Genomic DNA, 13,401 nt, shown 5'->3' on the forward strand with positions numbered 1-13,401 from the left:
CGGTTAGTCCGCCGCTTCCCCACACTCATCCAGTTCCGGTTCGTGGAGCTTGCGGCCTTGTCGGCCGCGAGCCGGGGCCGTTTCGCCTCTTGTTCAACCCCGGAGAGAGGGCTTTGACATGAATATTTCCAGGTTTTTCGTCGACAGGCCGGTCTTTGCGGCCGTGCTGTCGATCCTCATCGTGGTCGCGGGCCTGATCGGCATGCGGTCGTTGCCGATTTCCGAATATCCCAATGTGGTCCCGCCTTCGATCGTCGTGCGTGCCGTCTATCCTGGCGCCAACCCGACGGTCATCGCCGAAACGGTCGCGACGCCGCTCGAAGAGCAGATCAACGGCGTCGAGGACATGCTCTACATGTCCAGCCAGGCGACCTCCGACGGCGTGATGACGCTGACCGTCACCTTCAAGCTCGGCACCGATCCGGACAAAGCGCAGCAGCTCGTTCAGAACCGCGTGAGCCAGGCCGAACCGCGCCTGCCGGCAGAAGTGCGTTCGATCGGTCTGACGACCGTCAAGAGCTCGCCGGACTTCATCATGGTGGTCAATCTCGTCTCCGACCGATACGACATCACCTACCTGCGCAACTATGCAACGCTCAACGTCAAGGACCGGCTGAACCGCATCCAGGGCGTCGGCCAGGTGCAGGTGTTCGGCGCCGGCGACTATTCGATGCGCGTGTGGATCGATCCGCAGAAGGCTGCCGAGCATTCGATGGCCGCAAGCGACATCTCGAACGCCATCCGTAGCCAGAACGTCCAGGCAGCGGCGGGCATTATCGGTGCCTCGCCGACCCAACCGGGTGTCGACCTGCAGCTCAACGTCAATGCCCAGGGGCGCCTGCGCACCCCGGAAGAGTTCGGCAATATCATCGTGAAGAGCGGTCAGAACGGTGAAATCACCCGGTTGCGGGATGTCGCGCGTATCGAGCTCGGCGCAGCAGACTATACCCTGCGTTCGCTGCTTGATGGTCAGCCGGCCGTCGCCGTTGCCGTTCTTCAAGCACCCGGTTCCAACGCGATCGAGATCGCCGACAACGTCAAGGCGACCATGGACCAGCTGCAGTTGGCGATGCCGCAGGGCGTGAAATACGAGATCGTCTACGATACGACCAAATTCGTGCGCGCATCGATCGAGAAGGTCATCGACACGTTGCTCGAAGCCATCGCGCTCGTCGTGCTCGTGGTCATCATCTTCCTGCAGACCTGGCGTGCCTCGATCATTCCGCTGATCGCCGTTCCCGTCTCGATCATCGGCACGTTTGCGGTCATGTATGCCTTCGGCTTCTCAATCAACGCGCTGACACTGTTCGGCCTCGTGCTGGCGATCGGTATCGTCGTCGACGATGCGATCGTCGTGGTGGAAAACGTCGAGCGCAATATCGAGGGCGGCTTAAGTCCGCGCGAGGCGACCTACAAGGCGATGAAGGAAGTCTCCGGTCCGATTATCGCGATCGCGCTGGTTCTGGTCGCGGTCTTCGTTCCGCTCGCCTTCATCAGTGGGCTTTCCGGGCAGTTCTACCGGCAGTTCGCGCTGACGATCGCGATTTCGACGGTCATCTCGGCGATCAACTCGCTGACGCTGTCGCCGGCACTTGCTGCCTTGCTGCTCAAGGACCATCACGCCAAGAAGGATTGGCTGACCCGGTTCATGGATGCGATTTTCGGCTGGTTCTTCCGTGGTTTCAACCGCGTCTTCGGTGCGGCTTCCAATGGCTACGGCCGCACGGTCGGCGGGTTGCTCTCGCGCAAGAGCCTGGTGATGATCATCTATCTGGCTCTCGTCGGTGCGACCTACAGCATGTTCAATGCGGTGCCGGGCGGCTTTGTGCCGGCACAGGACAAGCAGTATCTGATCGGCTTTGCCCAGCTTCCGGACGGCGCCACGTTGGACCGTACCGAAGACGTGATCAAGCGGATGAGCGAGATCACCCTGGCGCAGCCTGGCGTCGAACATGCCATCGCTTTCCCGGGCCTGTCGATCAACGGTTTCACGATCGGTTCGAATGCCGGCATCGTCTTCGCAGTTCTCGACGACTTCGAAAACCGCAAGACGCCGGAGCTCTCGGGCGGTGCGATTGCCATGCAGCTGAACCAGAAGTTCGGCGCCATCCAGGACGCCTATATCGCCATGTTCCCGCCGCCGCCGGTCAACGGCCTCGGAACGACGGGCGGGTTCAAGCTGCAGATCGAGGACCGTGCAGGTCTTGGGAACCAGGCGCTCGACGAGGCCACCAAGGCGGTGATCGCCAAAGCCTACCAGACGCCTGAACTTGCCGGCATCTTCTCGAGTTTCCAGATCAACGTGCCGCAGCTCTATGCCGATCTCGACCGCGCCAAGGCCGAACAGCTCGGCGTCTCGGTGACGGACGTCTTCGAAACGCTGCAGATCTATCTCGGTTCGCTTTATGTGAACGACTTCAACGCCTTCGGCCGCACCTACAGCGTCCGGGTGCAGGCGGACGCCAAATTCCGCGCCAAGGCGGAAGACATCGGCCAATTGAAGGTCCGTTCGCAGTCCGGCCAGATGATCCCGCTCTCGGCTCTGCTGAAGGTGGATGCTCAGACCGGTCCGGAACGGGCGACCCGCTACAACGGTTTCCTGTCCTCCGATATCAACGGCGCTCCGGCTCCGGGATTCTCGTCCGGCCAGGCAGAGGCTGCGATTACGAAAATCCTCGACGAGACGCTGCCTTCCGGCATCGAGTTCGAGTGGACGGACCTGACCTATCAGCAGATCCTTGCCGGCAATTCGAGCATCGTCGTCTTCCCGCTGGCGCTGCTGCTCGTCTACCTCGTGCTCGCCGCCCAGTATGAGAGCCTGACGCTGCCGATCGCGATCATCATGATCGTGCCGATGGGTGTGCTTGCCGCCTTGACGGGCGTGTGGCTCACCGGTGGAGACAACAACATCTTCACCCAGATCGGGTTGGTGGTGCTGGTGGGTCTCTCGGCGAAAAACGCGATCCTGATCGTGGAGTTCGCCCGAGAACTGGAGTTCCAGGGGAGGACACCGTTCCAGGCGGCGGTCGAGGCGAGCCGGCTGCGCCTGCGTCCGATCCTGATGACGTCCATGGCCTTCATCATGGGTGTCGTGCCGCTGGTCGTATCGACCGGTGCGGGTGCGGAAATGCGCTCCGCCATGGGTATCGCCGTGTTCTCCGGCATGATCGGGGTGACTTTCTTCGGCATCTTCATGACGCCGGTCTTCTACCTGCTGGCACGTTTGCTAACCGGCAGCCGTCCTCTGCGGCAGCACGGTACGGAGGAGGCGGCTCCCGCTCTCTCTCCAGCGGAGTAAGGTCTACCTCCGGCGCCGCGCGGGTTCTTTCCACCGGGAACCCGCGCGGTATTCTTATGTCTAGAGAGCACCGCCGTCGACAATGATTGTCTGGGCCGTCATCGCCGCGGAGGCATTCGAGGCGAGGAACAGGCAGGGGCCGACAAGGTCTTCAGCCACCAGCACCCGCTTCAGGGACTGGCGGGCGACCATCGCCGTGATGCTGTCGTCATTCAGCCAGAGTTTCTTCTGCCGTTCGGTGACGATCATTCCGGGCAGGATGGCGTTGACGCGGATGTTCTCGGTTCCAAGCTTTCCGGCGAGGCTCTTGGTCAGGCCGATGATCCCGGCCTTGGCGGTCGCATAGGCGGGCAGTCCGCCCATGTTGAGCAGATAGGCGATCGAGGAGAAATTGACGATCGCGCCACCGGCGGCCTTGCGCATATGCGGGACCGCAGCCTGGGAGACGAAGAACATCTGCTTGACGTTGATGGCCTGGGCGTTGTCCCAGTATTCCTCGGTCACTGTCTCGAACTCGTGGCGGTCGTCCCAGCCGGCATTGTTGACCAGCACCGAGAGCGATCCGAGTTGCTGCGCGGCCCTGTCGACGGCGGCTTTCGTTTCCGCGACGTTGCGCAGATCGGCTTTCAGGTAGAGGACCAGATGGGGGGCGGTCTTGGAAAGACGTTCCACCAATTCGTGGCTCGGCTCGTCGGCAATATCGATGAACGCGACCTTGGCACCCTGTGCCGCAAAACCTTCCACCAAGGCGGCGCCGATGCCAGAACCGCCGCCTGTGATCAGCACGCCACGATCGGCGAGATCCGCATGCCGTATAGAAATATTGGCCAAAACACCCTCCTTGTCCGGCTTGGTCGCCAAGTTCTATCGCTTCGATGCGGGAAGACAAGGATGTGCGACAAACTCTCGCCATCTAGGCGCGCAATGGTCCCGACATGACCATTGCGACAGGAATAGCCGTCGGCGTCGGGCTGGGCACGGTGCTCGGGACAGTCGTTTTCGACAATATCGGTATCGGTGTTGCCGTGGGCATCGCGATCGGCGTTGCCCTGTCTCAATTCCTGCGTTCGCGATCGAAATAGCCCGAAGGCGGTCGCATGCCTTTGCCGGGAATTGCCTTCCTGCGTCATTGCATTTACTCGGAAGAGGGCAGTTTCCGGCCATCTCCCCGAGTCGGAATCCGACGCTAAAGGAACTTTCAGTGCCTCTTCCCGCCGCCGACATCTCCCTTCCCGAAAAAACCTACGCTGCTTTTCTGTTCGACATGGACGGCACGATCCTGAACTCGATCGCATCCGCCGAACGCGTCTGGGGACGCTGGGCGGCAAAGATGGGTTTCGATGTGGAAGCATTCCTGCCGACCATGCATGGCAAGCGCGGGATCGACACGATCAGCGCACTGAACCTGCCGGGCATCGATCCGGCCTCGGAAGCCGAAGGCATCCTGCGCGGCGAGATCGAGGATGTTGAGGGCGTGGTGCCAATCCCGGGCGCGGTGGAATTCCTCTCAGCGTTGCCTCCAGAGCGCTGGGCGATCGTCACGTCGTCGCCGATCGAACTCGCCAAGGTCCGGCTTGCCGCCGCCGGAATTCCGCAGCCGCGCTACATGGTGACCGCCGAAGACGTGACTGTCGGCAAGCCCAATCCGCAAGGTTATATCCTGGGTTCCGAACGGCTTGGCGTCAGCCCCTCGGACGTGCTGGTGTTCGAGGATGTGCCTGCCGGCATCCAGGCGGGCGAGGCGGCAGGCGCCGACGTGATGGTGATCACCGCCACCCATTCCCATCCGATCGAAACCGGGCATTCGAAAATACCCGGCTATCTCGATGTGGTGCCGCATATCGGCGAAGACGGACGGCTGTCGATCCGCCGCAAGGCGTGAATATCAGACAGGCTGGGTCGACGCCTTCATGATGCTGACGGTTGCGAACCAAAGCACGACGCCGAGGCCGAGCAGGCAAGAGGCGATCAGATATTGAACAGGATCGCGGCCGGTCCAGGGGCCGGCGAGGAAGGTACAGGAGATCGCACCGAGCACCGGCAGGATGGTGGGTGTGCGGAAATGCCTGTGCTCGACCGTGTCCTTGCGCAGCACCAGCACCGCGACGTTGACGATCGCAAAGACGCAGAGAAGCAGCAGCGCCGTGGTGCCGCCGAGCGCCGGAACACCGCCGGCAAACAGGATCAGCGCGACCGCCAGCAGTGACGTGAAGCCGATCGCGACATAGGGTGTGCGACGGCCCGAATGGACCTTGCCGAGCACCTGCGGCAGAACCCCTTCGCGGCTCATGCCGTAGATCAGGCGGCTCGCCATCATCATGTTGATCAGTGCGGAATTGGCCACCGCGAACATGGTGATGATCGCGAAGATGCCAATCGGGAAGCCCGGCGCGCCGGCCTGCACCACCTTCAGCAGCGGGGTCTCGCCCTGGCCGAGTTCATTGGCCGGTACCAGCGTGATCGCAGAGATGGCCACCAGAACGTAGATGAGGCCGGTGAGGGCAAGGCCGGTTAGCAGCACCTTCGGGAACATCCGGCTCGGCTCCTTGCATTCCTCGGCCATGTTAACTGAGTCCTCGAAGCCGACCATGGCGAAAAAGGCGAGGGTGGTGGCCGCGACGACTGGCCAGAAGACGCCGCTGTTCTCCGGGGTCGCGAATGTCCAGGCGCGGGAAACGTCGCCCTGCCCGCCGGCGATCGCCCAGAAGCCGATGCCGATGATGATCAGCAGGCCGGTCAGCTCGACGACGGTCAACAGAACGTTCAGCCTGACGCTCTCGCCGACCCCTCGGAAATTGACGGCAGCGACCAACGCGATGAAACCAACCGCGATCAGCGGTACGCCCCAGGCGCCGAGATCGAGGCTGAGAGAGGTCGCGAAGTTGGAGGCAAAGGCCCGCGATGCGGTCGCCGCCGAGGTGATGCCCGACGACATCACCGCAAAGGCCACCAAGAAGGTGACGAAATGGATGCCGAAGGCCTTGTGGGTATAGAGTGCCGCGCCTGCCGCGCGCGGATATTTGGTGACCAGTTCGAGATAGCTGAAGGCGGTGAGGAGGGCGACGACGAAGGCGACCAGAAAGGGCAGCCAGACCACCCCTCCGACCTGCTTGGCCACCTGGCCAGTCAGGGCATAGATGCCCGTCCCGAGAATATCCCCGACGATAAACAGCAGCAGTAATCCGGGTCCCATCACCCGGTGGAGTTCCGTCTTCTGTTCGCCCAATTCAGTGACCGGCTTTTTCATAAACTCCTCCTGATGTTATCGATTCCCTCCGGAAGAGTGTTCAATGAGAACAAGCGCCGGTTGTTCCCAAAAAACGCGGAGGTTTCAGCCCGTTCCGGCCTGGAAAAAGGGTATGGCGAAACATCGTAAAAACTTGCACTCGATGCAAAAATCCTCTAAATACGACGGTGTAGCCGCCGCACTGCACAATTCTGCGGCCGATATGCGTATTTTTCTTGAGCGGAGGTTCCCATGCCTTGGAATTGCCATGCAGGCTGTGAAGGTCGGCGGAATACTCGATCGCATTTTCAAACCGGTGAGTCTCTGACCATGACAGCAGATGCGGCATTTTCGGATTTTTGGCATTTTTTCCGTTCTTGGATCAGCAATCCATTGCGGGTTGCGGCGTTGGCGCCTTCCGGGGATTCGCTCGCGCGACTGATGACCCAGGAGATCGCGCCGCTGGACGGCCCGGTTATCGAACTCGGTCCGGGGACCGGGGTATTCACCCGTGCGCTTTTGGCGCGCGGCGTTGCCCAATCCGACCTCACCCTGATCGAATACGGTCCGGAATTCGTTCCCGGCCTTCAGCGGCGTTTTCCAGACGCGCGGATCCTGCAGATGGATGCGGCAAAGCTCGCCCATGAGGATATTTTCGAGGGCGAACCGGTCGGCGCGGTCGTCAGCGGCCTGCCGCTGCTCTCCATGTCGCCGCGCAAGATTACCGCGATCCTCGGCGGAGCCTTTACCTATATCCGTCCGGGCGGTTCCTTCTACCAGTTCACCTATGGCCCGCGTTGCCCGGTGCCGCGGCCGATCCTCGACCGGCTGGGTCTGAAGGCCGTGCATATCGGCCACACCGTGCGCAACCTGCCGCCCGCCGCCGTCTACCGGATTTCCCGCCGCAAGCCGCTGGATCTGACACGGGAGCGTTCCAGATATCGTGCCGAGGCAGAAGGCAGCCCGGTCCAAGCCGACGACGCGGGCGCCTGAACAAAATCGGATGAAATGACCAAGGCGATTGATGGCGCGACGACAGGCCGGCGGGAACTCAAGCGTCGGCAGACCCGCGAACGCATCGAGGAAGCGGCGATGAGCCTGTTCCTCGAACGCGGCTTCGATGCCACGACGGTCGAGGAAATTGCCGAACGCGCCGAGGTCTCGAAACGCAGTTTCTTCGACTATTTTCCGTCCAAGGAAGAGGTCGTGTTCGCCTGGCAGGACGGTTTTGCCGATCATCTGATGGCGGCGATCGCGTCGAGGCCAGCGGACGAGCCGGCGGTCAAGACCGTGCAACACGGCCTCGTCAGCGCCATCGTCTCGGCAGCCGACGAAAGAGCGATGGCGCTCGGCGAACTGATCCGCAGTACGCCGGCGCTGAAAGCCCGAGACCAGCTCAAATATGCCAAGCTCGAACTGAAGCTCACCGAGGCGCTGAAGGCTCGAAGCCGAAGCGACGAAGAAAGGCTGCGCGTGCGCCTGCTGGCCGCCGTGGTCATAGGCGCCTTGCGGGCAGGCGGAGAACTGTGGAACGAACAGCCGCCGGGCACTTCGCTCGAAACCTTCGCGCATCGGTTCTTCGGCGATTTCTGGAAGACACTTGCCGATTTTGGCTACGAGGGGCAGGACCTCTGATCAGGCCACGCTGAGTGTCGCGGCGGCGAGCACCACATAGCGGACCGCCTTGCCGATAAAAACCAGGATCAGGAAGGTCGGTAAAGGTTCCTTGAGCACGCCGGCCGCGACCGTGATCGCGTCGCCGCCGATCGGCAGCCAGCTCAGCAGCAGCGACCATTTTCCGTAATTTTGATACCAGGCCTGCGCCCTGTCGAGCTTGTCCTCGGTTACCGGAAACCATCGGCTGTCGTGAAAACGTTCGACACCACGCCCGAGCAGCCAGTTCACGGCGGCCCCCGCCGTGTTGCCGACCGACGCGACCAGCAGCAGGGCGATGAGCGAATACCGGTCGGAGAGAATCAGCCCGACGAGGATCGCCTCCGATTGCATCGGAAAGACCGTGGCGGCGATGAAGGCGGCGGAGAACAGTCCCGCATAGGCGGCAAAATCGAGCATGATCGACCTATAGCGGAGCCAAATGAAGAAGGGCGGATGAAAACCCGCCCTTCCTGTATTGCTGGATCGTCAATCAAGCCTTTTTGGCGTTTTCGACCTCTTCCGCAGCCGTTTCCACCGCCTTGGCGTGGCGTTTACGCCAGTCGCCGAGGAAGAGCAGGATCGGAGCCGCGATGAAGACAGACGATGCGCCGGCAACGAGAATACCGAATGCCATGGGGACCGCGAAGCTTTCGACCGCGCTGCCACCCCAGATCGCCATCGGTAGAAGCGACAGGAAGGCGGTGGCGTTGGTGTAGAGGCTTCGAGCCAGCGTCTCGTTGATCGACTTGTCGATCAGTTCGCGCAGCGGCATCGACTTGTAGAGCCGCATGTTTTCACGCATGCGGTCGTAGACGACGACCTTGTCGTTGACCGAATAACCGACCATCGTCAGCACCGCGGCAATCGCGGTCAGATTGAAATCGAGGCCGGTGATGGCGAAGAAACCCACCAGCTTGGTGACGTCCAGCACCAGGGTGACGATAGCGCCGACCGCGAACGGCCATTCGAACCGCGCCCAGATATAGATCAGCATCGCGATACTGGCGATGAAGACCGACAGGAAGCCGGCAACGGCCAGTTCGCCCGAAACCTTCGGGCCGATGACATCGGTGCCCTGGACGGTCGCGGTGGAGTCGATCTTGGTGACCTCGTCCTTCAGCTTGGTGACGGCTGCCGTCTGCGCCTCTTCGCCGCCTTCCTGACGCTGGGCACGCACCAGGATGGTGTTCGGATCGCCGAAGGACTGCAGCGTGATTTCGCCGAGGTTGAGCGTGTTCAGACCTTCGCGGAACTTGGCGAGGTCGGCGGGGCCTTGCGTCTTGACGGACATCTGGATGCCGCCGCGGAAGTCGACGCCGTAATTCAGTCCCGGATAGAAGAACAGCCCGATCGAGGCGATCGACAGGACGGCCGAGACCGCCACGCCGAAGAAGCGCGCCTTCATGAACTGGATATGCTTGTCGTAAGGGCTGAACCGGAACATCGACTGGATGTTGATGACCTTCAGCTTGTAGCGGCGCGCGATGGCGATCATCGTCACGCGGACGAAGGCGACCGACGTGAACATCGAGATGATCAGGCCAAGACCCATGGTAACGGCAAAGCCACGCACCGGGCCGGAGCCGAAGTAGAACAGGATGGCCGCCGCGATCAGCGCGGTCATGTTGCCGTCGACAATGGTCGAATAGGCGCGGTTGAAGCCGACGTCGATGGCGGCGAAAGCGCCACGGCCTTTGCGCGTTTCTTCGCGGATACGCTCGTTGATCAGAACGTTCGCGTCGACCGCAAGGCCGATGCCGAGCACGATACCGGCGATACCGGGCAGTGTCAGCGTCGCGCCGACCAGCGTCAGGGCGGAGAAGGTCAGGATCGTGTGGATCAGCAGAGCGACGTTCGCCAGCAGGCCCCACGTGCCATACAGAACCAGGATGAAGACGGCGACGAGGACGAAGCCGACGAGGCCGGAATAGAGGCCCATCTGGATGGCATCGGCGCCGAGGTCTGCGCCAACGGTGCGTTCTTCGATGACGGTGAGCTTCGCCGGCAGCGCGCCGGCGCGCAGCAGTGCAGAGAGCGTATTGGCTTCCGACACCGAGAAGCCGCCAGAAATCTGGCCCGAACCGCCGGTGATCGGCGTGCGGATGACGGGCGCGCTCAGCACCTTGTTGTCGAGTACGATCGCGAAGGGGCGGCCGACATTCTGCTGGGTGATCTGGGCAAAGCGGTTGGCGCCGGCCGAATCGAAGCGGAAGTTGACGACCGGTTCGTTGGTCTGCTGGTCGAAGGCGGCGCGGGCATCGGTCAGGCGGTCGCCGGAAAGTTCGACGCGGTCGAGGACCGGATATTGGTTGCCGCGCTCGTCGGCGAGCATGGTGACACCCTGTTCGCCCTGCTGGCCGAGCAGATGGAAGCTCATCTTGGCGGTCGAGCCGAGAAGCTGGCGAAGGCGGGCCGGATCCTGTTCGCCCGGAAGCTGGACAAGGACGCGATCGGAGCCGATGCGCTGAATGGTCGGTTCAGCGACGCCCACCTGGTCGACGCGCTGGCGGATGATTTCAAGCGACTGATCGACGGCGCCGGTGATGTGCGAATTGATGCCGGCTTCTGTCTGGGCGATCGTGATCGTATTGTCGGTGGGCGTGGTGATCGCAAGATCGCTGCCGCCGATCGTTGTGCCGGCGTTGACCGGGTTGGCAAGCGTCTGGAGCTCGGTCACGGCAGCGCCGCGCTGGGCCGCATCACGCAGCGCGACCGTCACGGTGTCACCCGTGCGGCGGATTGCGGTGGTCGCGATGTTCTTGTCGCGCAGAACCCGGCGAGCATCCTGCAGCAGGCTCTGGACACGCTCGTTGATCAGGTCGCCGCGGTCGACTTCCAGCACGAGGTGCGAGCCGCCGCGCAGGTCGAGGCCAAGCGAGACGCGGTTATGTGGCAGCCAGGCGGGAAGCCGGCCAAGCGTCGATTGCGGAATGACGTTCGGCAGCGCCACCAGAATGCCGAGGAAGATGATGACGAGATAGGTCGTCACCAACCATGGGGAATTTCTCATGTGTTTAATCCTGCTGAGCCCTGGTCACGCTCTGTCGAGCGGTTGGGCGAGAATGCTGATGTCGTGCAAGCGCCGGGGCGCGATATCTCAGGCGCGGGCCGGTGGCGCACGCGGCAGCGATCCGTGCCAGAACGGATGAGCCGTCGGATCGGAGGATGGCTTCGACGCGAAGGCCGAAACAAAAATCGGGAAGCTGATCTCGATGGCGCGGGCTTCCAGCGCACCGTCGCCCGTAGGCCAATGGGCGCCCGTTCCGTCCTTGCGGTCCATGGCGGCAAGTGCACGCAAAGGCTCGCGCTTGGTCAGGTGCGGAGTGTCGCTGCTCTTGTCGGCCGAAAGGACGCCGCGGGGGAACTGGACGTCCTTGACGACGCCGGACAGCAGGCCGAACAAGGCGGCAATCAGCAGAGCGGCGGCAAAGACCGGCCAGCGCGACAGGAGGCTTTCCTGTTCACGTCCGTCTCTCATCCGCTTGTCCTGCGGAAACAGCGCCATCCGCATCAGCTCCGGAGCGTTAAAAATCCCGAAGTCCTTGCTTCGGAACGGAATGCCGCCTTCTAAAGGAGAGGTTCGAGGCGGTCAATCTCCAGTCGGAGCAAGTGTAAGGGCAGATTGCGGCGGCATTTGCGCCAATCGCTGCATTTCATGCGGGAAATCAGTTGGCGCGTTATTTGTGGATCGGGTCCTTCCAGAGCACTTCTTCCGGCTTCTCGATCGGCTCGATATCGAGGTTGACCACGACCGGGTCCTGGCCGGAGCGGCAGAGGACACATTCCAGGGTCTCGTCGCGGCTGGCGTTGATCTCCTGATGCGGCACGTAGGGCGGCACATAGATGAAATCGCCGGGGCCTGCCTCCGCCACGAATTCGAGATTGTCGCCCCAGCGCATCCGCGCTCTTCCCTTCAGCACGTAGATGATACTTTCCAGATCGCCATGGTGATGGGCGCCGGTCTTGGCGTTGGCATGGATCGTCACCGTGCCCGCCCAGATCTTTTCGGCACCCGCACGGGCGTTGTTGATCGCGGTCGCGCGGTTCATGCCGGGGGTCTGGGCGGTGTTGGGATCGAGCGAATTGCCGGGAATGACTTTCACGCCGTGCTCGCGCCAATCGACGTGGGAATGACCGTCATGGTCACTGTCATGAGTGTGATGATGATCGTCGTGATCGTGGCTCAAGATCGGCTCTCATTGACTTGGACGGGGCTCACCAACTCTTGCGAGTAGGGGGTCCGCGAGCCCCTAACCGGCGTCATGCCGGCTGGAGGCCACGTAGCTTTGCTTGCCGAACATGATCAATGGGAACGTCACAAATGTCAAAGAACTTGGTAAGCAGAGAATAATTTTCCTGTTTCAAATCAGGGCACTGTCACATTCCAATACTTCTCCGGGGGGAGGCAAAACAGAAAACCCCGCCAACGCGATCGGCGCCGGCGGGGCAAATGACTGGTCGAGAGGCGGCGAAGAGATTTATGCGCCCTGGATGAGCGGCAGGACTTCGAGAGAACCGTGATAGATCATATCGAGCGCCACATAAACGATGACCGCCAGGCCCACATAGGCGATCCAGCGGAAACGGGAGAGCAGTTTGGCGACAAAGTTGGCGGCGATCCCCATCAGTGCGATCGAGACGATCAGGCCGATGATCAGCACGGTCGAATGTTCCTTGGCGGCGCCGGCGACGGCCAGCACGTTGTCGAGCGACATCGAGACGTCGGCGACGACGATCTGGGTCGCGGCCTGAAAGAAAGTTTTCTGAGCGGCGTTTTCCTTGGCTTGTGCGGCGAGATGGGCATCGTCGCCCTGGCCCTCGCGCAGCTCGCTCCACATCTTCCAACAGACCCAGGCCAGCAGCAGGCCGCCGGCAAGCTGGAGCCCCTTGATCGCCAGAAGGTAGGTTGCGACGACCGCAAACACGAGGCGCAGCACGGTCGCCGCGGAGATGCCGAAGAGGATCGCCTTCTTGCGCAGTTCGGCAGGAAGACCGGCGGCAGCAAGACCGATGACGATGGCATTGTCGCCGGAAAGAACGAGGTTGATGGCGATGACCTCGAGAAGGGCCGCAAAGCCGGCTGCGGTGAAGAGTTCCATCATGAAGCGTGAACCTGAGTCGGGAGTGGATGAGGGTGGAAGGTGAGGATGATCTTCTAGTCACATTTTCGTGGCGATTGGTACAGGATATTTCAGGGCGCTTGGCAAGCAGATTTTGCATT

General features: G+C 61.9%; 13 protein-coding genes. 6 read left to right on the plus strand and 7 right to left on the minus strand.

Features of this window, described 5'->3' with window-relative positions; all coding sequences use genetic code 11:
• Positions 1–118: 118 nt before the first annotated feature.
• The gene (locus tag MOV61_RS03870) at positions 119–3,298 is read left to right on the plus strand and encodes an efflux RND transporter permease subunit (protein ID WP_247135624.1); all 3,180 of its coding nucleotides are present in this window, start codon (positions 119–121) and stop codon (positions 3,296–3,298) included.
• Positions 3,299–3,358: 60 nt separating this feature from the next.
• On the opposite strand, the gene MOV61_RS03875 is transcribed toward MOV61_RS03870, so the two are convergent.
• Entirely contained in the window at positions 3,359–4,129 is a 771-nt protein-coding gene (locus MOV61_RS03875; protein WP_247135625.1) for an SDR family NAD(P)-dependent oxidoreductase, read from the minus strand.
• A gap of 104 nt (positions 4,130–4,233) precedes the next feature.
• Here MOV61_RS03875 and MOV61_RS03880 point away from each other — a divergent pair, with 104 nt between their 5' ends.
• Complete coding sequence (locus MOV61_RS03880; RefSeq protein WP_173426748.1) at positions 4,234–4,380, plus strand: hypothetical protein; 147 nt, start codon at positions 4,234–4,236, stop codon at positions 4,378–4,380.
• 119 nt (positions 4,381–4,499) lie between these two features.
• A complete protein-coding gene (locus MOV61_RS03885; RefSeq protein ID WP_309493690.1) occupies positions 4,500–5,180 on the plus strand; it encodes an HAD family hydrolase in 681 nt (226 codons plus the stop codon).
• Positions 5,181–5,183: 3 nt separating this feature from the next.
• Here the strand turns inward: MOV61_RS03885 and MOV61_RS03890 are convergent, their stop codons facing one another.
• Positions 5,184–6,545, minus strand: a complete 1,362-nt coding sequence (locus tag MOV61_RS03890; RefSeq protein WP_247135626.1) for an APC family permease — start codon at positions 6,543–6,545, stop codon at positions 5,184–5,186.
• Positions 6,546–6,657: 112 nt separating this feature from the next.
• On the opposite strand from MOV61_RS03890, the gene MOV61_RS03895 reads away from it, so the two are divergent.
• From MOV61_RS03895 to MOV61_RS03905, 3 genes are read left to right on the plus strand one after another with little or no spacing between them, the layout of a single operon-like run.
• Positions 6,658–6,852 (plus strand): hypothetical protein, encoded by a 195-nt coding sequence (locus MOV61_RS03895; RefSeq protein WP_247135627.1) that lies wholly within the window; start codon positions 6,658–6,660, stop codon positions 6,850–6,852.
• A 2-nt stretch (positions 6,853–6,854) separates the two neighbouring features.
• Positions 6,855–7,517, plus strand: a complete 663-nt coding sequence (locus tag MOV61_RS03900) for a class I SAM-dependent methyltransferase (protein ID WP_038543340.1) — start codon at positions 6,855–6,857, stop codon at positions 7,515–7,517.
• Between the two features lie 15 nt (positions 7,518–7,532).
• Complete coding sequence (locus tag MOV61_RS03905; RefSeq protein ID WP_038543338.1) at positions 7,533–8,159, plus strand: TetR family transcriptional regulator; 627 nt, start codon at positions 7,533–7,535, stop codon at positions 8,157–8,159.
• Here the strand turns inward: MOV61_RS03905 and MOV61_RS03910 are convergent, their stop codons facing one another.
• From MOV61_RS03910 to MOV61_RS03930, 5 genes are all read right to left on the minus strand, one after another.
• Positions 8,160–8,597, minus strand: coding sequence for a YqaA family protein (locus tag MOV61_RS03910; protein WP_247135628.1), 438 nt, complete (start codon positions 8,595–8,597; stop codon positions 8,160–8,162).
• A gap of 73 nt (positions 8,598–8,670) precedes the next feature.
• Positions 8,671–11,190, minus strand: a complete 2,520-nt coding sequence (gene secD / locus MOV61_RS03915) for a protein translocase subunit SecD (protein ID WP_038543334.1) — start codon at positions 11,188–11,190, stop codon at positions 8,671–8,673.
• Positions 11,191–11,277: 87 nt separating this feature from the next.
• Positions 11,278–11,658, minus strand: coding sequence for a hypothetical protein (locus tag MOV61_RS03920; protein ID WP_155414635.1), 381 nt, complete (start codon positions 11,656–11,658; stop codon positions 11,278–11,280).
• Between the two features lie 199 nt (positions 11,659–11,857).
• Entirely contained in the window at positions 11,858–12,367 is a 510-nt protein-coding gene (locus MOV61_RS03925; protein ID WP_247135629.1) for a cupin domain-containing protein, read from the minus strand.
• Between the two features lie 291 nt (positions 12,368–12,658).
• Positions 12,659–13,279, minus strand: coding sequence for a TerC family protein (locus MOV61_RS03930; protein ID WP_038549261.1), 621 nt, complete (start codon positions 13,277–13,279; stop codon positions 12,659–12,661).
• Positions 13,280–13,401: the final 122 nt, after the last annotated feature.

Source organism: Neorhizobium sp. BETTINA12A, assembly GCF_023006485.1.
Taxonomy (GTDB): domain Bacteria; phylum Pseudomonadota; class Alphaproteobacteria; order Rhizobiales; family Rhizobiaceae; genus Neorhizobium.